General features: G+C 42.1%; 19 protein-coding genes. 6 read left to right on the forward strand and 13 right to left on the reverse strand.

Translation table 11 applies throughout. The features are described from left to right. Positions 1–205: 205 nt before the first annotated feature. The 8 genes from rimM to NMG48_RS12975 all read right to left on the reverse strand — a co-directional run bounded on the left by rimM (position 206) and on the right by NMG48_RS12975 (position 9928). Entirely contained in the window at positions 206–754 is a 549-nt protein-coding gene (rimM, locus tag NMG48_RS12940; protein ID WP_345961214.1) for a ribosome maturation factor RimM, read from the reverse strand. A 44-nt stretch (positions 755–798) separates the two neighbouring features. Continuing rightward, the gene (gene rnc / locus NMG48_RS12945) at positions 799–1482 is read right to left on the reverse strand and encodes a ribonuclease III (protein ID WP_271251943.1); all 684 of its coding nucleotides are present in this window, start codon (positions 1480–1482) and stop codon (positions 799–801) included. Between the two features lie 70 nt (positions 1483–1552). Further along, a complete protein-coding gene (locus tag NMG48_RS12950) occupies positions 1553–2497 on the reverse strand; it encodes a pentapeptide repeat-containing protein (RefSeq protein ID WP_271251944.1) in 945 nt (314 codons plus the stop codon). A 230-nt stretch (positions 2498–2727) separates the two neighbouring features. Next, the gene (locus NMG48_RS12955; protein ID WP_271251945.1) at positions 2728–4464 is read right to left on the reverse strand and encodes an ABC-F family ATP-binding cassette domain-containing protein; all 1737 of its coding nucleotides are present in this window, start codon (positions 4462–4464) and stop codon (positions 2728–2730) included. 328 nt (positions 4465–4792) lie between these two features. Then, positions 4793–5407, reverse strand: coding sequence for a molybdenum cofactor guanylyltransferase (locus NMG48_RS12960; protein WP_271251946.1), 615 nt, complete (start codon positions 5405–5407; stop codon positions 4793–4795). Between the two features lie 17 nt (positions 5408–5424). Further along, complete coding sequence (locus NMG48_RS12965) at positions 5425–7233, reverse strand: serine/threonine protein kinase (RefSeq protein ID WP_271251947.1); 1809 nt, start codon at positions 7231–7233, stop codon at positions 5425–5427. A 222-nt stretch (positions 7234–7455) separates the two neighbouring features. Continuing rightward, entirely contained in the window at positions 7456–8520 is a 1065-nt protein-coding gene (locus NMG48_RS12970) for a BLUF domain-containing protein (protein ID WP_271251948.1), read from the reverse strand. Between the two features lie 295 nt (positions 8521–8815). Beyond that, positions 8816–9928: a BLUF domain-containing protein gene (locus NMG48_RS12975; protein ID WP_271251949.1), complete on the reverse strand. Its 1113-nt coding sequence runs from the start codon at positions 9926–9928 to the stop codon at positions 8816–8818. A gap of 290 nt (positions 9929–10218) precedes the next feature. Here NMG48_RS12975 and rpiA point away from each other — a divergent pair, with 290 nt between their 5' ends. Beyond that, the gene (gene rpiA / locus NMG48_RS12980; protein WP_271251950.1) at positions 10219–10932 is read left to right on the forward strand and encodes a ribose-5-phosphate isomerase RpiA; all 714 of its coding nucleotides are present in this window, start codon (positions 10219–10221) and stop codon (positions 10930–10932) included. Positions 10933–11148: 216 nt separating this feature from the next. Here rpiA and cbiT read toward each other — a convergent pair whose 3' ends face one another. After that, positions 11149–11748 (reverse strand): precorrin-6Y C5,15-methyltransferase subunit CbiT, encoded by a 600-nt coding sequence (gene cbiT / locus NMG48_RS12985; RefSeq protein ID WP_271251951.1) that lies wholly within the window; start codon positions 11746–11748, stop codon positions 11149–11151. A gap of 176 nt (positions 11749–11924) precedes the next feature. Here cbiT and NMG48_RS12990 point away from each other — a divergent pair, with 176 nt between their 5' ends. The 3 genes from NMG48_RS12990 (at position 11925) to NMG48_RS13000 (ending at position 15686) form a co-directional block, all read left to right on the forward strand. Further along, positions 11925–14618, forward strand: a complete 2694-nt coding sequence (locus NMG48_RS12990) for a DNA gyrase/topoisomerase IV subunit A (protein WP_271251952.1) — start codon at positions 11925–11927, stop codon at positions 14616–14618. A gap of 262 nt (positions 14619–14880) precedes the next feature. Continuing rightward, positions 14881–15255: a single-stranded DNA-binding protein gene (locus NMG48_RS12995; RefSeq protein WP_271251953.1), complete on the forward strand. Its 375-nt coding sequence runs from the start codon at positions 14881–14883 to the stop codon at positions 15253–15255. Positions 15256–15383: 128 nt separating this feature from the next. Beyond that, positions 15384–15686 carry a DUF760 domain-containing protein gene (locus NMG48_RS13000; protein WP_126385556.1) on the forward strand — a complete coding sequence of 101 codons (303 nt, stop codon included), beginning with the start codon at positions 15384–15386 and terminating at the stop codon, positions 15684–15686. A 40-nt stretch (positions 15687–15726) separates the two neighbouring features. Here the strand turns inward: NMG48_RS13000 and crtR are convergent, their stop codons facing one another. Continuing rightward, the gene (crtR, locus tag NMG48_RS13005) at positions 15727–16608 is read right to left on the reverse strand and encodes a beta-carotene hydroxylase (RefSeq protein ID WP_271251954.1); all 882 of its coding nucleotides are present in this window, start codon (positions 16606–16608) and stop codon (positions 15727–15729) included. Positions 16609–17106: 498 nt separating this feature from the next. On the opposite strand from crtR, the gene NMG48_RS13010 reads away from it, so the two are divergent. Together NMG48_RS13010 and menD are read left to right on the forward strand one after the other, a co-directional pair. Further along, positions 17107–17733 (forward strand): nucleoside triphosphate pyrophosphatase, encoded by a 627-nt coding sequence (locus NMG48_RS13010; RefSeq protein ID WP_271251955.1) that lies wholly within the window; start codon positions 17107–17109, stop codon positions 17731–17733. Then, on the forward strand, positions 17730–19529 hold the full coding sequence (gene menD / locus NMG48_RS13015) for a 2-succinyl-5-enolpyruvyl-6-hydroxy-3-cyclohexene-1-carboxylic-acid synthase (RefSeq protein WP_271251956.1): 1800 nt from the start codon (positions 17730–17732) through the stop codon (positions 19527–19529). Before NMG48_RS13010 ends, menD begins: the two co-directional genes overlap by 4 nt. Before the next feature lie 44 nt (positions 19530–19573). Here the strand turns inward: menD and NMG48_RS13020 are convergent, their stop codons facing one another. From NMG48_RS13020 to NMG48_RS13030, 3 genes are all read right to left on the reverse strand, one after another. Next, complete coding sequence (locus NMG48_RS13020) at positions 19574–20908, reverse strand: FAD-binding oxidoreductase (RefSeq protein WP_271251957.1); 1335 nt, start codon at positions 20906–20908, stop codon at positions 19574–19576. 138 nt (positions 20909–21046) lie between these two features. Next, complete coding sequence (locus NMG48_RS13025; protein WP_271251958.1) at positions 21047–21469, reverse strand: type II toxin-antitoxin system VapC family toxin; 423 nt, start codon at positions 21467–21469, stop codon at positions 21047–21049. After that, positions 21470–21685 carry a hypothetical protein gene (locus NMG48_RS13030; RefSeq protein WP_271251959.1) on the reverse strand — a complete coding sequence of 72 codons (216 nt, stop codon included), beginning with the start codon at positions 21683–21685 and terminating at the stop codon, positions 21470–21472. It lies immediately after the preceding gene. Between the last annotated feature and the right edge of the window lie 9 nt (positions 21686–21694).

The raw sequence follows: 21694 nt of genomic DNA on the forward strand, positions 1-21694 counted from the left end.
AACTACCAGTATACAAAACTACATAATATAGTTGTAACAATTTTTAAAGACTTGTAAGCGGCTAGACATAATTAAAAACCTGTGGCGCACGCGCAGCGTGCGCCACAGGTTTTTAGTTTTTATATTTAATTAGGCTTAGCTACTTATAGCAATGCTTGAGTTAGTACCGAAATTGTTGTGCTGCATCCAACAATCTCAATTTAGTTTATATCTGTAGCCATTTGTCAATCAATCCCTTTGGAGGAGTGACTTCAATTCTTTTTTGTTTAATATCTACAAAGGGAACGATCGCTTCAACAAAAGGAATTAACTCAATTTCTTCATCATCGGGATTGCGAACTTCTAGAAGATCATTGCCTGCGGCGATGATACTAATCACTTCTCCCAAAAGTTTACCTGTTGGTTGGTGGTAGACATTGCAACCCACCAAATCGGCGATCATGTACTCGTTAGGCTCTAGGTAAGGGCGATCGCTAGTAGGAATGAACATTAGATAATTACGCAGAGCTTCAGCGCGATCGCAATCATTGATTCCTTCAAGACGCACCACAAAGAGATTCTTTTTACCTGCAACTTCTCGACCTGAGAGCATCATGATCTCCTGTGGTTCATCTTTCTCTGAAGCGGCAATCCAGCGTTTACCCGCATTCTCAAAGCGCTCAGGAAAATCCGAATAGGACAAAACCCTTACTTCACCCTTTAGTCCTTGTGGTGAAACAATCTTGCCAATCATTAACCAATATTCAGTCATCATTTTTTCCTTGTTTTAAAATTTTTGCTTCGCAAAAATTTTAAAACTTATAACATTCTTTCTATTTGTTCTAATGCGTCGAGCGCAGCTGCCCGTTCTGCTTCCTTTTTGCTAGAAAAATTTCGCATACTTTGACCATATAGGCGATCGCCAACATATACTTTAGACGCAAATTCGGGCGTATGATCAGTTCCGCCTACTTTTTCAGTGACATAGCGCGGTAATGTGTGACCGATATAGGACTGCACCCATTCCTGCAAGCGATTTTTGGCATCGAGATCTGAGCGTGTGTTTACTAGCTCAGGGGGGACAGAGGCAAATAATGCTTCCACCGCAGGACGTACTGACTCCACATTGCAATTTCGATCTAGATACAATGCCCCAATCATCGCTTCAAAGGCGCAACTCAAAAGGTTATCGCTCTTATTGCCGCCATCACGCAAAGCCCCTTTACCTAACAAAATTTGGTTATCGAGTTCTAAGGCGATCGCAAAATTAGCTAGCTGCTTTTCGTCCACCAGAGCTGCCCTTCGCCTCGTTAGTTCATCTTCACCTAATTCAGGATGTTGACGATAGAGATAGGAACCACTCAAAAAATTTAAAATGGCATCCCCTAAAAATTCTAGACGTTCGTTATCTTCCCCCACACTTGGATTTTCATGGACATAGGAACGATGGGTTAGGGCCATTCGTAATAGGTTTTTATCTTTAAAACTAAATAGATCTTTCATTGTCACTAAATATAGCAATCACTTTTTGGTTACAGCAAATTGTGATTAAACAATCTCAGAGTTAAGATTCTTATAACTGACAAGTCCGACTAGAAATACTACCATTGGGTAAAATTGTCTGGCAGATTTTGACTCCATTTCGCCAACCGACATCTAAAACAGCATGTTTTAAGTTAGCACCATCAAGATTGACCCCATATAAATCCGCATTAGTTAAATCGGCATTAGTTAAATCCGCATTAGTTAAATCGGCATTCCACAAGTTTGCAGAATTGAAACAAGCTCCCCGCAAAATTGTACCGCGCAAAATTGCTTTGCTCAAATTGCTACCACTGAAATTAACATTGCTTAGATTCAGTCCACTCAAATTTGCTAAACGGAGATTGATCTCACTAAAATCGATGCGATCAAGATCTGCCTCACGTAAATCTGCCTCACTTAAATTTGCACCTTTCAAATTTGCACCATGCAGGCTAGCTTCACTCAAGTCAGCTTCACTGAGGTTGGCATTTTCTAAGTTAGCCCGACTTAAATTTGCCCGAAACAAGAAAGCATGGTGCAGGTTAGCATCGCTAAAATTAGCTTTAGAAAGATTAGCTTCTAACATATAAACTCTTTGCAGATTTGCATTTTTAAAATCCATACCATGCAAATTTGTACAATTGAGAATGGCAGTTCTTAAATTCGCATTGTCTAAGCTTACATTGCTAAACTGCACACCACTTAATGAGGCATAACTAAAATTTGTACGGGTGATATTAGCGTTACTGAGATTAGCATCTAATAAAGAAGCCCCACATAAATCAGCATCAGATAAATTTGCACCTGAGAGATCAGCATTACTGAGATCTGACTCCCATAAATTGGCGAAAACCAAGTTGCTATTTCGTAAAATTGCACCACTAAGATCGACTTTACTTAAATCTACTCCCATCAAATCTACTCCCTCAAAGTTTCTTTCACCTTGGGAATAACGTTCTATCAAATTGCGTTTCTTAGCAAAGTGATTCAACATAGAAATAATATGTGTGGATCTAAAAGAACGAGTGGAATTCTTTCGTTCATCATCAAACCCCTAGTCTAACTTTATGCAGTTGTGTTATGTGGTTATGTTGCTGGAGTAAAACCTATTTGCATTGTTCCTGTATAACATTAAGACTTGGGTTCTTTGGGTTGTTTGTGGGAAGTGTACTCTAAAGTGCATATCCCACGACTTATCCTGCTTGCCAATCTGATGATTGCATTTTACTTTGCTTTCACCTTTTGTTGTTGCTTTTCTTGACGTTTTTCCGCTTGTTTTGTTCTTTCCTTTTCCTTCTTTAAGGCATCTTTTGCGGCTTTGGCTGCCATCTCTGCTTTGTACTTAGCTTCTCGTTCTTCTTCTTCCTTTTTCTCTTGGTAGTAGGCGTAGTCACCTGCATAGACTACGAGATCGCCATCACGGATTTCGACTATTTTATTGGCAACTTGGGAGATGAAATAGCGATCGTGGGAGATGACAGCAACAGTCCCTTCATACTCACGTAAAGCTGCTTCTAGCATCTCTTTAGCAGGAATATCAAGGTGGTTAGTCGGCTCATCGAGGATTAAAAAATTGACAGGAGTGAGCAACATTTTTGCAAGGGCAAGCCTTGCTTTTTCCCCACCACTGAGATCACGTACTAGTTTAAATACAGTGTCTCCACTAAATAGGAATTTACCCAATACGCCACGCACTTCTTCATGGGTCATTTTGGGAAAATCGTCATGGATGGTATGAAATACGTCTTTGTGCAAGTCAAGGGCTTCCGCTTGGTTTTGCTCAAAATAACCAATGAGGACATTATGACCAAGGTTGATTTCGCCTTCGTTGTAGGGTTCTTTGCCCACAACCATTTTGAGTAGGGTGGATTTGCCTGCGCCATTGGGACCAAGGAAGGCAACGCGATCGCCTCTTTCGATTTCTAGATCTGCACCCAAGAATAGAATTTGATCCCCATAGGCATGGGTGAGATCTTTAATTTCGACGGTGACACGCCCACTACGAGATGCAGGGGGAAAATGGAATTTGAGAGTCCGTACATCGCTTTCAGGTGCTTCGATACGCTCGATTTTGTCCAGTTGCTTTTCACGACTCTTGGCTTGGGTACTACGGGTAGCACTTGCCCTAAAGCGATCGACGAATACCTGTTGCTTTTCGATATATTTTTGTTGACGTTCAAAGGCAGCACTCTGGGCAGCTTTGGCTTCAGCTTTTTGGGTGAGATATGAGGTGTAATTGCCCAAATAGGTGGTGGATACGCCACGCTCAGTTTCCACAATTGAGGTACAGAGGCGATCTAGAAATTCACGGTCATGGGAGACGATCACCATTGGTGTACTTAGCGATCGCAGGTATTTTTCTAACCACTCAATGGTTTCTAAGTCCAAGTGGTTTGTCGGTTCGTCCAATAGCAATAGGTCTGGCGATTGCAGCAAAATTTTGCCTAAGCCCATCCGCATTTGCCAACCGCCGCTATATTCACTGACCAAGCGATCGCCATCGTCAGTTTTAAAACCTAGTTCTGGCAATAGTTTATCGATACGGCTTTCCAGTTCATAGCCATTGTGATCTTCAAACTGACGTTGGTAGCGATCCATCTTTTTAAGAATCGGCTCATAGTCCTCACCATCCTTGAGGTTTTCCAAGTGATGATGAATAATTGCTAATTCCTTCTGAATTTCGCGCACTTCCTGAAATGCTTGCCACATCTCCTGTTTGACGGTACGAGTCTCTTCGATGTCAAATTCTTGACTGAGATAGGCAATTTTCAGACTCGAAGGACGCACGATTTGCCCTGCGGTCGGTTCGATTTCCCCTGCAATAATCTTGAGCTGTGTTGATTTCCCCGCGCCATTTACGCCGACCAAACCAATGCGATCGCCTGTTTTGACTTCCCAGTTAACGTCTTTGAGGACTTCGCCAGTGGGATAAATTTTCTGAATGTGTTCTAGACGAAGCATAGGATTGGGGGGAGCAACAAAACTTAACTTTTTATTAAGATTATCATTTTTTTGTAACAAAAGCATCATCTATCCCAAAACATACTGTAACTAAGACCTTTTTGGCTTTTAAAAACCTTTCTGGGGGTGGCTTTTAAGTCACAAATTCAAAGAGCAATTAATTCTTAAAAATGTCCTTTTATCAAGCTTTAGCTTCAAAATAGGTCAAAATCGTCAATTTATTGCTTAGGATGATGCTTGTTTTAAGTAGATGAGCATATTAAAACCTAGAGATTATTCCGCCCGCATAGCGGGCGGAATAATCTCTAGGTTTTAAGTTTATTTATGCCTAGCTACTTAAGCGATATTGATGGAAATCATCAGGGGTGTTGCAGTTAAATAGCATCGATAAAGGTGCATTGGGAATTGCCATAACTTCTTGTGTATCTAGCCATTTCTGAAACGATCGACCTCCCTTTTCTATAAATTCCACCAGTGAATCACAACATTGCCATCGATAAAAACCACAGAGAGGTTCCCATTGCTTTCTTGATTCATCAGGATTGGCTGCATGGGTTGGTAAATAGGCGATCGCAGTTTTAGGTAAGTCTGCTAATTGTCTAGCCCAAGTTTGTAAAACCTCACTTTGTAGATTTGGCAAGTCACAAGCAAGTAGTAATATCCAATCAGTCGGTTTGGCGATCGCTTGAATTCCTTGCCAAAATCCGACTAATGCGCCATCAAATTTCTGGTCGAGAACCAAATGAATAGAAGCTTGAGAATCTATTTTCAAGCTTTGATATTGTTCTTGACTACGAGCTACAATATATACTGAGTCAGCTGTTTGCAATGCTATGCGGCTAGTTTGTGATAAGAGAGTTTCGCCATTAATTTCTAATAGAGCTTTATCTCTTCCCATTCGCGAACTTTTACCACCAGAAAGGGCGATCGCTGTAATTTTCATCGCGTTACTCGATAAACTTACTGTCGCTTAGTTTCATTGATTTGCCATTGTCCTGAAGCTTCATCCCATACTAGATTCATGCGTAGGGTTTCGGGAAATAGAGCTTTACCCTTTTGATAGGTTAAATCAATGTCAATAATCGCTGAGTTTTCCTTAACTTCAACTAAACGAGAGCCATTAACGGAAACCTTATCAATGGTGCGCCACCAGTCTGTGAAAGTACTATATCCACCTGCGCGATCGCTTTGAAATTTGGGTGTGAGATTTTTCCATGCGTTTTGAAATTGGCGATCGTTAACGAGACTGTAGTAGCTCTTGACAAACTGTTCGGGAGAGGGTTTGGCTTTTTGAGAAGGAGTTACAGTTGGCGTAGGCGTGGGGGTAGGAGTTGCGGAAGGAGAAGTTGATGATTGGAACTGATCACCTGTCACCCGATTTACTGGATCTTTCGCATTTAGACTTGCAAAGGCACAGTAGGCATCAGGAACACGCTTAACATAGGTCTTGAGATCGTTAATGCAACTATTTGCCTCGGTAAAAGGAACTGCATAGACTTGATAATATTGACTATTACCGAGATTCGGATAGTCGGGTATCCAGAAAGCTCCTGCTTCTTTAAAACCTTGAGATGTCAGAGCTTGTACTCTTAAATTGGCATAGTTTTTATCTTCAAAAGCTGAATCTGCTAGGAAATAGAATGCTTTTTTATCAACTGGTTTATTAAAGGGAGAGATTTTATTCCAGAAGGCGACGATGCCGCCATTTTGCGATACGACTACACCTAAGGCGATCGCTGCACCAATTGCGCCACCGACGATGACAGTTGCTAAAGCTTGACCAAAGATCTTCTTTTTCGGATCGTGCTGTGGTTGATAGACGTAAATATCAGGTTGATTTTGAATTGCAGGTGGCGTATAGCCTCTAGGTGTTACTGCCACCGTCTGCATATTCGACATCGCTGGTTGAATGGGAACAGGTTGTAATGGATGAGATTGATTTGGTACTTGGCTAACCTGTAGAGCATTTAACATTTCTCGTGCAGAATTGTAGCGATCGCGAGGATCAAATTGGAGTGCTTTAGTAAATATTGCCTTTAAATCAGTGCTAATCCCTGTTACTTGGCTTTGCCAGAGGACTTCACCCGTTTGGGGATCAGTGCCTAGCTCTTGGGGATATTTGCCAGTGAGTGCGAAAATGGCAGTCAGGGCAAGACTGTAGAGATCGCTTGCAAAAAAAGGTCTACCTGCCGCCTGCTCTGAAGCCATAAACCCCGGTGTCCCGATCACGATTGAATGTGCTTGCTGTGAAGAACTACGAATCGTACTTACATTCAGAGTTTCTTTGACTGCGCCAAAATCGATGAGGACAGGTTCCCCAGCACGCAAAATAATATTATCAGGCTTAATATCACGGTGAATAATGCCGCGTTCATGGACATAAATGAGCGTTTGCAGAATACTGCTCATCAGTCTTCGGACAGCATCTTCATTCCAGTTGCCATTACGTTCTATCTCTTGAGTTAAAGTTAATCCATCAATCCATTCTTGGACGAGATAGAACAAGCCATTCTCAATAAAGTTGGCATAAAGTTTAGGGATATAGCGACTTTCTTCTCCTAAGGCTTCGAGTACCACTGCCTCTCGGTGAAAGCGCTGTTGCAATAACTCATACATCTGTGGATTATCAGCAACGGGCTTAAGTTGCTTGATCACACAACGACGATTAGATGGCATTTTGGTATCTTCAGCCAAATAGGTCTCACCAAAGCCACCACTACCGAGGACGCTAGTGACGCGATAGCGGTTATCTAAAAGGTTTGACAGCATGGAGTTTATTATTAATTGCCTATTAATCGCCTGTTAATTGCCTGTTGGTTGCTAATAGCGATCGTACAGCATATCGAGGCGATCTAGCGATTTGTCAATGAGTGACCACTTGCTTATAAATCTTAAAGTCAATTGGGGTAAGGGATTTGAGGTGTTTATTTTGACTTATAGCTCTAACAACCTGTGGCGGCGCGAAGCGCCGCCACAGGTTGTTAGAGCTAATTATGCTTGACAGCTAATTAGCTCTAGGTGTTGCTTGATCTCTTGTTTTAATTTATGAAAATCTGATTTTTGGAAGGTCAATATATCGTCAACCGAATAGACTTCGACGATACTTTCTCTTCCCTTGGTATGAAAATCACCAAGTCTAACAGGCTTCCAGCGATCGCTTAATCCTGCACGTACAGAAGCAGAAAATACGAGAAATCGATTTAACTGTCTGGTGAGAGCTTCTATTCTGGCGGCAACATTGACGGCATCACCAATCACTGTATATTCCTTCTTTGTTTGCGAACCGATATTTCCCTCTAACACAATTCCTTTAGATAGACCAATACCAATGTAGAGAACTCGTAATGGACTATTGGCAGGGGCTTGATTGCGTAAAAGCTCTAGTTCCGCCAGAATATCTAGGCTTGCCTGTAGGGAATCATCTGCGCGATCGCCATCAAAATATGCCATTACGCAATCGCCAATAAATTTCGTAACTTCACCACCTCTTGCAGTAATCGCTCGCGTGCAAATGGTAAAGAATTGGTTGAGCAAATCCACCACTTCCGCAACTTGCAATTTTTCAGTAATGCCAGAAAATGAGATAATGTCGGCAAATAAGATGATTTTATCGCTATAGAGTGGTTTGAGGGTGAGGGGATTAATCCCATTCTCAATTGCTTGCAAAACTCCTGACTGGGTATAGTTAGCGAGAATGGTTTGAGATTCGCCTAGAGTTTGCAAAAGAATTTTAATTGGTTGCAAGAGAATGTCATTATTTTCATCAAGAACGATGACTTCCATTGACCAATCAGGAAACTTACGGGTTGAAACATTTAATTCAGATTTCAAGCATAAAATATTGCTATGACGATCATCTCGTAAAATCTTCTCGTACAGCCGATCAATGCGGTCTTCATCTCCTTCTAAAATTTGAAAGAAAATGCTGTTACAGCTTAATAAAACCCCTGTAATTCCTTCCCTAGAATTATTAGTCTGAGAAATATGTCCAATGGCTTCAATTTCTCTTTTGCTAAGCGATCGCGAGAAGCTACTAATATAAGTTAGCCTTTTCATAAAATTGAGAAGTGATTTACATGAAAGAATTCGATCTGAGACATGTTAGTGTTTAATTACAGCGCTTGTCGCTTAAGCCCAAAGCAATAGGCTTGTTTGAAGGTATTGGCAACAAAGCCTTCAAATAAGCTGTTGTGGTTGATTGGAGCAAAAATTGCTGTAAAAGATGAAAAATCCAAGCTTCTTTACTACTTGTAACGCAAATAAGGAAAGAAGGGTTATAAGCAATACGGCGTAAATGTTTCTTCCCGTATTCTATATTAATGCTTCTGAGCGCATCGGACTGTGATTTTTATTAGCGATCGTAAAGCTTAAACAGTGTTTTGCGTTGTTTGTAAGACGCTAGAGTTTGCTTTCCTATGAGTTCAAGCTGCTCGTTAATCTCTTGTTTTAGATGGTGGAAATCTGATTTTTGAGATGCCAAAGGATTATCAATTGAATATACTTCCACGATCGCTTCCCTTCCTTTAGCATAGAAATCCCCCATTTTTAATAATTTCCAGTGATCGCTGAGTCCCTCTCGTACTGCTGCCGAAAACACTAAAAATCTATTTAACTTTCGCGTTAGCGATTCGATTCTTGCGGCAACATTAACGGCATCGCCGATGATTGCATACTCTTTTTTGGTTTGAGAACCGATATTTCCTTCTAAAACTGTTCCTTTAGATAGTCCAATCCCCACATAGAGAACTCGCAACGGGCTATTAACAGGCGATCGATCTCGTAAAATTTCTAATTCTGAAAGAATGTCTAGACTTGCTTGTAAAGCTTCGTTTGCACGATCACCATCGAAATATGCCATCACACAATCGCCGATAAACTTCGTAACTTCACCGCCTTTAGCTGCGATTTCTGACGTGCAAATCGTAAAAAATTGATTGAGTAACTCCGCAACTTCGGTCACTTGGAGTTTCTCAGTCATACTGGCAAAGCCCATAATATCTGCAAAGAAAATAATTTTTTCGGTATAGCGTGGGGTCAGGGTAAGAGGATTGATTCCATTTTCGATGGCTTGTAAAACCCCTGAATGCGTGTAGTTTGCCAAAGCCATTTTTGACTCTCCCAAGCTTTGTAGCAATATTTTAATTGGTTTTAATAAAATCTCGCTGTTTTCATCTATGGCAATTGCTTTCATCGACCAGTCAGGAAAGAATCTCTCAGTAATATTTACTTCAGACTTAAGACATAAAACTTGATGGTGACGATCATCTTTTAAAATTTTTTCGTACAATAAATCTACTTGATGATCATCCCCTTCCAAAATTTGAAAAAAAATCCCACTACAACTCAGCAAAATCCCTGTAATCCCTTCTCTAAAATTATTTTTTTGTGAAACAATCTCAATATTTTCTATTTCCTTGCTGGTCAATGATCGCGCGAAGTTACTAATATAGGTTAGCCTTTTCATACAATTACAATATTTTAATTAACTAAAGAGAGCGATTGCTGTCAGATTTTGCAGCAATCTTTTTGTAAAATGAAGCTTCCCCACCTACTTTTAGCTCAATTAATGCCCCAAGGGTAATCAGCAATAAGGCGTAATTGACTTAAATATATATATTTCGACTATTTGTATCATATAGCACTAAATCCCAAATTTAAGGAGGGCAAAGCGATCTAACGACTTCCTTATTAAGTTGATGTCACCTTGTTTCGCTTCGTGCGATAGGATTAAAAGTGCTGCTTTAAAGTTTATAAATGAGTATTTCTGCTGAAGATATTAAAAAGTTAAAACAAGAAGTTGGAATTGCGGCGGCGCAAAGAGTCCAGTCGGGTATGGTAGTTGGCTTAGGTACTGGATCAACCACAGCTTTTGCGATCGAGGAACTAGGTAGACGCATTGCGGCGGGTGAACTTACTGACATTGTTGGTATCCCTACGTCCTTCCAAGCTTCAGTACTAGGAAAAAAATATGGTATTCCTATCCGCAGTCTCGATGATGTCGATCGCGTAGATGTAGCGATCGATGGTGCTGACGAGGTTGATCCTCATAAGACTCTGATTAAGGGTGGTGGCGCAGCCCATACTCGCGAAAAGGTAGTTGATTCCCTCGCAAGCCTCTTTATCGTTGTAGTCGATGAATCGAAATTAGTTGATAAGCTAGGTTCTACCTTTGCTGTACCCATCGAAGTTTTACCTATGGCTGTTGCGCCTGTAACTAGAGCTGTAGAAAAGCTTGGTGGTAAACCAGATCTGAGAATGGGCGTGAAAAAAGATGGTCCCGTAATTACCGATCAAGGCAATATGGTTTTAGATGTCACCTTTGATGCGATCGCTGATGCTGCTGAACTAGAAAAGACCTTAAACAATATCCCTGGAGTAGTTGAGAATGGTCTCTTTGTTGGCGTTACCGATCTGATCTTAGTTGGTGAATTTAAAGACGGAAAACCTCAAATTCGCGAAATTTCCTAATAACAAAAAAGGGCTTTTCACAAACTTTTATTTATATTTTTTCCCCACTGAACAAGAAAGGAAGGCGTAGTTTATTTATATTTTTTCGCCCCTGAATCAAAAAAGGAAGGCATAATTTATTTATATTTTCGCCACTGAACAAAAAAGAAGGCGTAATTTTTTTATATTTTTTCGCCACTGAATCAAGAAAAGAAGAGCGCAAAGCGCTCTTCTTTTTTATATTTTTTCGCCACTGATAATAAATATCGGACTAATAGCAGCGAAAACTTGGCGATTGCCACGGGTTTCTAAGCGGTTAACCGAACATTGCACCACCTCAACATTCCGAGCTTGCAATTTTGCAAAACTTGCCGATATTGCATATAAACCTTCGAGACTATTGGTCGTTGCGATCGCTCTACCATCAGCCTGTAAACGCTCCCAACTATATTCCAGAATTTCCGATACCGATCGCCCACCTTCAATACAAATGCGATCTGGCTGTGCTGTCAGCCCAGTGAGGCATTCTGGCGCACTGCCAATCTTGATTTCGACATTATTCACCCCAAATTTTTTGCAGTTGATAGCAATCAATCCCGCTACATCTTCATCCCGCTCGATCGCCACAATTTTGCCCTGAGGACAGAGTAATCCCGTCTCAATTGGGATGGTTCCTGTGCCTGCACCAATGTCCCACAAGATCGAGTCTACCTTTAAGCGTAACTGCCCCAAAATTAGCAAGCGAGTCTCACATTTGCTCATGGGAATACCTGGCAAGCGCTCGAAGAGTTCGTCAGGAATGCCGGGGGTGACATATGACCAGATGGGTTCAGACATGATCTTGGCGCACTAGATGATTAAACATGCTAAATATAGCGTTTTTCTACTCTGAAAACGAAGAATGCGTGTAGCGAAAATGATCACTTCTTATGCCCCAAGACACGATGCGACTTGATTTTGCTGTTACATTGTTTTTGTTATCGTGATTTTCATGTACAGCGTTCGTAGATTTTATGGCAAAGCAAGGGCAGCAACAGCTAGATTTTTGGTCGGAGTCTAACGGGGGAAAGATCATACCGACTTCACTGCATACAGAGATGCAGCGATCGTACCTAGAGTACGCCATGAGCGTGATTGTCGGTCGTGCTTTGCCCGATGCCCGTGATGGTCTTAAACCAGTGCATCGCCGCATCATCTATGCTATGCACGAACTGGGACTACTGCCCGATCGCCCCTTTCGTAAGTGTGCCCGTGTGGTCGGGGACGTTTTGGGTAAATATCACCCCCACGGTGATCAGTCGGTTTACGATGCCCTTGTGCGCTTAGTACAGGATTTTTCTAGCCGTTATCCTTTGCTGGCGGGACATGGTAACTTTGGCTCGGTGGACAATGACCCTGCGGCGGCGATGCGCTATACCGAATGTCGCTTGGCAGCGATCGGTAATGAGGCTTTGTTAGGGGAAATTGAGGAAGATGTTGTTGACTTTGTCGATAACTTTGATGGCTCAGAGCAGGAACCTGCGGTATTGCCTGCCCAATTGCCGATGTTATTGCTCAATGGCGCAACGGGCATTGCCGTGGGGATGGCGACAAATATTCCACCCCATAATTTGAGTGAAGTGATTGATGGCGCGATCGCTTTGATCGATAATCCCAATTTACCCGATGAGCAGTTACTCAGCCTAATTCCTGCGCCTGACTTCCCTACAGGTGGGATCATCATGAATGAGGAGGGTGTGCGCGAAGCATACCTCACAGGTCGTGGCAGTATTACCATTCGTGGAGTTGCCTCAGTTGAGCATTTTGGCGGTAAAGGCACGGGCAAGCGCCAAAAACTTGCCATTATTGTTACCGAGTTGCCCTATCAGGTTAATAAATCTGCATGGATCGAGAAGATTGCCGAATTGGTTAATAATGGCAAAATCGAGGGTATTTCTGATATTCGTGATGAAAGCGATCGCACAGGAATGCGGGTGGTGATTGAACTGAAAAAAGATATTGCCCCTGCCGTAATTATCGATCAGCTCTATCGACAAACTGCTTTGCAATCAAACTTTGGCGTAATTCTCCTTGCTTTGAAAGGCTCTCAACCCAAACAAATGAGTTTGCGAGAGTTACTGCAAGAATTTCTGGAATTCCGTGAAGAGACTTTATCAAAACGCTTTCGTTATGAATTGAAGAAGGCACAGGAAAAATCGCATTTATTGGAAGGATTGGTACTAGTTCTCCAAGACATCGATCGCCTGATTAGAATCCTGAGATTTGCCAATAATAGCGCCCTTGCTAAAACTGATTTGCAAACAGAATTTGCCCTATCAGAAACTCAAGCGGAAGCAATTCTCTCCATGCCTTTGCGACGAATTACTGCCATTGAGCAACAGAAGATCCGTGAGGAATTGGAAACTTTACAACAGCAAGTTTCGCGATTAGAGAAATTACTAAGCGATCGCCGCGAGCTGATGAAATTCCTCAAAAAAGAATTGCGTGATCACAAAAAACGTCATAGCGACCCAAGGAGGACACATTTAGCATGGCAATTGCGGGAAAATAATCAAAATGCGATTGATGTTGAGTCCAGCGAAGAAAATGAACCACCTAAGGCAAAAGGTAAAAAAGGCGATCGCCCAATTCAACAAACTATTGAAACGGAGCAGGTAGTCGCAAGCGTCCCTGAAAAAAAATCTCGCGCCTCGACCGTCAAGCAACCCAAGCCCGCCGAAGTTCCACTTATCTCCCTGACTACTGAACTAAATATCCCCATTGCTGAGCCTCAAGATGTTACTGTTCAAATTACACACAAGGGCTATATCAAGGGTTTTGAGAATAGTTCCAAAATCTCGCAGTCAGCAGATTTGAGTGATGATGTGACGATCGCTTCCTATAACACCCGTAGCGATCGGGAATTGGTGGTACTCACAAATTCAGGTAAAGCCTTTGCCTTAGCCCTAGCCAATGTTCCGATTGTGAAAGGTAAAGGACGCGGTACTCCCTTAATTACGCTATTGCCAGATAGTACAGAGCGCATTGTCTCGCAATTTGTCTGGGAAAAGAATCCTGAATCTAAGGAAGGTCTAGTGCTGCTTTCTAGTCAAGGCAAAATTAAGCGATCGCCTCTTGCGGAATTTGCGGATATAACTGCCCGCGGATTAATTGCGGCAAAATTTAAAGAAGATGATTCTCTCTTCTGGGCAGATGTGGTGAGTCTAGATCAAGAATTGGCGATCGCTACCTCCGCAGGTCGCATCCTCCGTCTCAAAGCTGATGAAACGCAGATCCCCACCGTTGGTCGTTCTGCCGCAGGGAATATTGCTCTACGTCTAGGCAGTTCTGAGACTCAAATTGGTGTGTCAGTATTAGATCTCGTAGCTGCTCCTAGTTCAGAACTAATTTTAATTACCGCCGAAGGATTTGCTAAGCGGATTGCGGCGTCTAATATCAGGGCTGCTGTCCGAGGTGCGATTGGCGCTCAATGCTTTAAGTTCCAATCCCGTACCGATAGATTAGTCAGCATGACTGCGATCGCGCATCCTCGCCTAGATTTACTTGTCACCTTCTTAATCGGTCAAGATAATGATGTTGGTTTACGAACTGTGCAAATGCCCTTAGGCGCGATTCCCTTAGAATTGCCCAATAGTCAAGGACGCTCGATATTTGCGGGTGAAAGCGATTTAGTGCGATCGGAAAAGGTGATTCGCGTAGTAATCTAAATAAATTTATGGAACTGTCACCACAGGCACAACTTGGCAATTTTTGAAACTTGAACAGCAAAAAGTTCACATAGATTTAACCGAATACTTTATCAATCAACTCGATTTGATTTTGGGTATTCTTACCCTTCCTTTTCAAAAATTGGGAGAGTTCCACAGTTAATGTGGAGAACTCTCCTAATTCAAAGTGATTTCGATATGGCATCGGAAAATCACGAAAATCAGATAAAATATTAACTACACATTTTTTGATACCTGTCTTATGACTCTCAACAAAGTTCATCTAGTAGGACGTGCGGGACGAGATCCTGAAGTCAAATATTTTGAATCGGGCAAAGTGGTTTGTAACTTTGCGATTGCTGTTAACCGTAATACGAGCAATCGTGATGAGCCACCCGATTGGTTTGACCTAGAAGTTTGGGACAAAACCGCAGAAGTGGCAGCAAACTATGTCAAAAAAGGCAGCTTAATTGGTATTTCAGGCTCACTCAAATTTGATCGCTGGAATGACCGTACTACAGGCGACGAACGTCAAAAACCCGTAATTCGTGTTGATCGTCTGGAATTATTAGGATCGCGCAAGGACAATGAAGCCGCAAGTGGTGGTAGTAGCGGTGGCTATGACGATGATTTCTAAGCTAGAAAACCTTGCATAGCAAGGTTTTCTAGCTCTTTTATACGGTTAAATACGGTTTTCCTACTCGAAAATTTTCTGTTGTATCAGTAAGAATAGACTTAGCGAATTACAGATACAAGGAATCGATCATGTTTAACCTTGGTGAACTCAACTCCAGCAGCAACAACCTTTTGCTTGATTATCTTAAAAATCAATCACCTGAAACTTTAGCTACAGTTGCCCAGTCTGTTAGTCCCGAAGCTCAGCAAATCATTAACCAAAATATTCAAAACCTGCTTGGCATATTGCCACCATCCCATTTCAATGTCAGCATTACCACCGATCGCGAAAACCTAGCAGGCTTAATCGGTTCCGCAATGATGACAGGTTACTTCATTCGCCAAATGGAAACGAGAATGCAGCTAGACAATTCACTAGCATCAGTAGAATAAAAAAAGAGAATAAAAAAAGCGGCGCTTAGCGCCGCTTTTTTTATTTGTGTTTGGAGTGAAAGCGAATACCTAAGAACACATCGTATAGAAATCCCGCTAAATCAGGCATTTTCAGTAGTCCTAAGGTTTGGGGTGAGCCATTAGCATCTAGTAGAGGCTTCATTTGATAGTACGCACTCTCGTAGTAATACCAAGGCACATTGGGCCATAGGTGGTGAACTAGGTGATAGTTCTGACCGAGTAACAGGATATTGAGAAATCTGCCTGGATAAACTCTGGCATTCTTCCAGCGCGATCGCTCGACAAAGGGACGATGGGGTAGGTAATCGAAGAATAAACCTAGCAATAGACCCATGACGGCGGCTGGCACAAACCAAAAGTTCATCATGTAGCCTAGAAAACCGTGGTAATAGCCAAAGATAATCATCGCTACAACAATTAAGCGACTAATTGCCCATTCCAGCAATTCATAATTTCGCCATAGGCGACGCTGAAAAAAGAACACCTCATGATAGAAAAAGCGGGCAGCAATCAACCATAGTGGGCCACCTGTAGAAACAAAGTGATCGGGATCATCCTCTTCATCATTCACATGGGCATGATGCTGCATGTGAACACGGGTGAATACGGGAAATACAAAGCCCTGTAATATTGCCGAAATATGTCCGATCGCAGCATTAACAATACGATTGGGGTGGGCTACACCATGACAAGCATCATGGATGACTGTCCCTAATACATAGAGCGACGAAAAATTACAAATAAATACGAGCCAGTGATCCCAGCCCCATACCCAATACCCTGTAGTTGATGCGGTTGCTAAAACAATCGAACCTAGTAGCAGTAGTACTGTTGGATTAAATCCCTGTGCTGCACCCATCAGACCGATTGGAACAGTTAGGGCGTTGCCCTGCTGCTGCATTTTGTCACTCCTTCCTCAAGTTTCCTATCTTTAAATTTATTGAGCGTTTTGAGTTTGGTATCTACCAAACTCAAATATATTAAAAAAATATATTTTATTGTTGCGTTTTATTACAGTTTTTATTATTACCTATGCTACCGACATTAGAGCGAGATTGCAACTTTGATTTCGAGGTGATGGTTGTGAAATTCAAGGTAAATGTTGCATGGATCTACTTGTATCTATGAATAAGGATGCGAAAAATTGTTGCTCCTGTTGGATTATGTAGTGACACATAAGTTTATGCCTTCTACCCTATCAGGTATTTTTTCCCTCATTTCATTTTTAGTTTTTGGGGGATCGTTTTTTGAGTCGATCGCTTTCTTTATGAGAATATAGCAATCCTCAATGGTTTGTGGAGGCATAGCCCTTTGGGTGCGCTTCCACAAACCCAAAAATCTACAAATGATTTAGGATTGCTATATAACTAAACATAGTTCTAAACAATTGTCTTAAAATATGGCGGATTCCATTTTTGTCCTTGCATCAGCCTCTCCAGCACGTAAGAAAATCCTTGAAAATGCAGGGATCACGCCAATTGTGAGGGTCAGTTACTTTGATGAAGATGCGATTCAGGTAAGTGATCCCACCTCCTTAGTGCTAACACTGGCTCAGTGCAAAGCCAAGGCTGTTCTTCCTAAAGTATCACAGGAACTATCGGGACAAAATGCATTGGTAATGGGTTGTGACTCGATCATGTACTTGAATGGGTTAGTCTACGGTAAGCCAGAAACTAAGGAAGTTGCGATCGCTACATGGCAAAAGATGCGGGGCAACTATTGCGAACTCTATACAGGACATTGTTTGATTGATATCCAAAATCAGCGTACAGTCATGCGTCATGGTGTCACCAAGGTGTATTTCAGCGATGCCACAGATGCGGAAATTGAAAGTTACGTTAATTCTGGGGAACCTCTATGCTGTGCAGGATGCTTTACTTTAGAGAAATTAGGGGGATTGCTAATTGAGAAGATAGAAGGCTGTCATACTAATGTTTTGGGCTTGAGCTTGCCAATTTTGCGGCAAATGCTCAAAGAACTTGGCTACAGCATTCAATTTAGTGCCAATGGAACCATAATCCGATGAATACTGCAAATCGCAATACTCTTTGGGCAAGCATTGTTGCCGAAGAGCTTTATCGGTCTGGTGTGCGTACCGTTTGCATTTCCCCCGGTTCCCGATCTACGCCACTTGTGATTGCCTTTGCCGAATTACGCGATCGCCATTCTGACTTTCGGATTTTGGTGCATATTGATGAGCGCTCAAGTAGCTTTTTTGCCCTTGGTTTAGCGAAAGTGCAGATGGCTCCTGTGGTGCTACTTTGTACATCAGGAACGGCGGCGGCAAATTATTATCCTGCGATTATCGAAGCCTACTACAGTCGGATTCCCTTAGTGGTATTAACTGCTGATCGTCCTCCAGAGATGCGTGACTGTGGCTCTGGACAGACGATTGACCAAATTAATATCTATGGAAAACATGTTCGTTACTTCTTTGAAGTGGGAACTCCAGAAATAATTGGATTTCGCCTACGCTATTTACGATCGCTGATTAGTCGCACAGTTAGTATTGCTGTTGGTAAAGGCGATACCCCCGCAGGTGCGGTGCATCTCAATTTCCCCTTTGCTGACCCGATGCCACCGATTCCTGTGCCAACGGATATACCAGAGGATTTAGCCCTCAGTAGTCCAGAGGCGATATTTGGTAATCCGTCAGGAGGAGCCTATAGTCAAATCATTACAGGAATGCGAGCAATCGATACCAATGCGATCGCCGCGATTGCGAATCAAATCATTAGTCATCCTAAGGGGGTGATCGTAGTTGGTGTATATGATGCACCCAATGATTTTTTAGCATCGGTACGGAGATTAGCGAGGGCTACAGGTTATCCTTTACTGATAGAAGCTACGGGCGCACATCGGCGTGATGAAATTGGACATTATGATAGCTTTTTGCGATCGCCGAATTTCTGTAAAACCCATGCCCCCGAAATTGTGATTCGCTTCGGTGCAATGCCCACTTCTAAAAGCTATATGCTTTGGCTAGAGCGACATATTAGCTGCCAGCAAATCGTTGTCGGTAGTACCAATAGCGATCCTACCCATGGAATTACACAATCCCTAAATATCTATCCTGCTACTTTCTGCGAACAGTTAGCCAACTATTTAGAAAACTATGCTCAAACCGCTTGGCAAGATAAGCAATGGCGTTTAGATTTTGAATTAGCTGAAAGTATTGCCGAACATACGATTAATGATGCCCTTGGTGCAATAGAAGAGTTGTTTGATGGAAAAGTCTATGCGGAACTTGCCCAAATTCTCCCTGCAAATAGCCATATTTATGTTGCCAGCAGCACACCAATTCGAGATTTAGATACGTTCTTCCATAGCGATCGCCCGATTAAAGTTCTTGCCAATCGTGGTGCAAATGGTATTGATGGGACGATTTCCAGTGCGCTTGGTGCAGCTTGGGGATGTGATCAGCCGATGGTGCTTATTTGTGGGGATTTAGCCTTCTATCATGATTTGAATGGATTGCTTGCTGCGAAAAAGTATGATATTTCCCTCACGATTATTCTTCTAAATAATGATGGTGGCGGTATTTTTAATTTGTTGCCAATTTCCAAGTTTGAGGATACCTTTGAGGAGTTTTTTGGTACAGCTCATGGCATAGATTTTGCCCCCATTATCTCGGCATATAATTGCAAACATGTTCTGATTCAAGATTGGCAGCATTTTCACAAAGCCTTAACTAATTCGCTTGAATCACAAGGAACTCAAGTATTAGAAATAAAAAGCGATCGCCAGCGTAATAAAGAACTACATTTCTCTATTTGGAATCAAGTCATTGAAAACTGCGATCGCCACTTTAATCAAGATTAAATGAAAGTCCCCATAATAGAGGTGGCGCTTTGCGCCACCTCTGTTTATACTTGCCAAGCTTTCATCTTATCTGGATTCATCAATCCGTAGGGATCAACCATCCGTTTGAAATTTAACTGATCGTAATCTACGGTTTTCATGCCTCCATCTTCGAGGATATAGGTATGGGGATTGGCGATGAATACGCCCTGTGATTCGTGGTAGGCAATGATTTCATTCAGGTGATCGCTAGTCGTAAAACGTACTAATTGAATCGCCGCAGGAATTGCTACACCATTGACGCGAATGAACTCTAAATGCATAATCACTTCGTCACCAAAATGATCGTACATTTGCTGCACAAGTTCTAACTTCGGATCATTGAAAAATAGACTCTGGAGATAGGTAAAGGAGGGATCGGCGGCGCGAGCATGTAAAGTGGTGTGATTCCAAGAAAACTCTACAAGGCTGATCCCTTTGCCTGATTCTTGAGCAGGTTTCTCGTAGCAAACTTCACCATTGAATTCGTTAACTAGGCTCAGAAATGGTTCGCGATCGCTTTCAGCAACAAGGACTAAAGCACAATGGGAATCTGGAGGAATATAACTCTGTAAAGCTGTGAAATAATTGCTACTGGGTGCAGCATGGACACTGATCAGCTTTTTGATAATGCCATCGCTATTACCAAGAGCTTGCCCAAATCTTGCGGCGGTCATAAAATCTGCAAATTTAACTACAAATTCTGACCATTCATAGGCAGGGGCGAGGGGAACTTCTAATTCTGTAATAATGCCATTTGTCCCATAGGCATGATTGACCTTTTGTACATCATCGCCCCGCAATTCAATAATGCGTGGCTCATCTTCAAGGGTGATTACACGGACTGCTCTAAGATTGCCGCGATCGCGCAATTGTCCATACAAAATTGAGCCAATACCACCACTGCCGCCAGCAATAAATCCGCCCACAGTAGCACTTCTAAAGGTAGATGGAACCATCCGCGATTCCCATCCAATTTCTTGAGCTTTTTTATCTAGTGTTGCCATTTTTACGCCTGCTTCTACACAGGCGAGTCCTGCTTTAATCCATTTAATTTCTTGCAGGCGCGAAGTCTCAAGGATTATGCCACCTTTGAGAGGAGTACATTGTCCATAGTTTCCTGTGCCGCTTCCCCGCACAGTCAGTGGTATTTTATATTTCACGCAGGTCTTGGCAATTCTCAATATCTCATTTTCATTGCTAGGACGTACTACGACATCGCCAACTTTGCCAGCTAGTAATGGAACAAGGACGGGGCTAAAGTGAGAGTAATCCTCTGAAAGTTTTGCAACTTGTGCGGGATTAGTAATTGCCTCAATGCCAGATAATTCTTCTAATAGATTGTCTAAAGATATTTGCATATTACCGATCATTTTTGCTATCCCACTATTCTAAGCTCCCAGAAGGGAGGCAAGTGATCTGCTTGCAGATAATGGTTACGAGGCTGATGGGCGATCTCGATCGCCACTTCACCAAACTCAAGTAGCGATCAGTAATTTTTACTTTGTCCAATCTTCTATTAGTAAGTTAGCAATTTGCCCAAAATCAGAAGTATTGCGAGTTAATACGATCGCATTGTTAACAATAGCGATCGCTGCAATTTTTAAGTCCATTGTGCCGAGGCGAGGGTATAACTTTCTGATTCGTTGGAATTCCTTTGCGGCTTCTATATCAAAATCAATTATTGGAATAGCGCAGTAATTATTAATTTGTCTTTTAAGTTGTTTGTAAATTTCAACTTGTGCTTCAAGGTTGCGTGCTTTAGAAATGTGGCTTAACCATCCTCTTGTCTGTTCTTCGTAGCTGATGATGGTTGCTGAGACTTGATTAGGATTGACTTTTGCTAAACGAGTAAGAAGACGTTGAGCGTTAATCCCCCCACGATCTAATGTGCTGAGATGGTCAGTATCGAGTATGTACATCTATTTTTTGCGGGACTTTGTTGATGCCTTACGCAATGACTCACGATATTTTTTGCCTAGTTGCATGGCTTTGTCATAGTCTGGGCTATCGGCAAATGTTCCCGTGATTTGCTCCCACCAAGGTTTTACTGTGGTAGTTGAATTTTCCACTTTGTTTTTAATCAAGTTGATTTCAGCTTCTAGGATTGCGACTCTTTCTTCTAGGGTTATTGACATTAGGGTTAG

It is taken from the genome of Pseudanabaena sp. Chao 1811 (genome assembly GCF_027942295.1).
Lineage (GTDB): Bacteria > Cyanobacteriota > Cyanobacteriia > Pseudanabaenales > Pseudanabaenaceae > Pseudanabaena.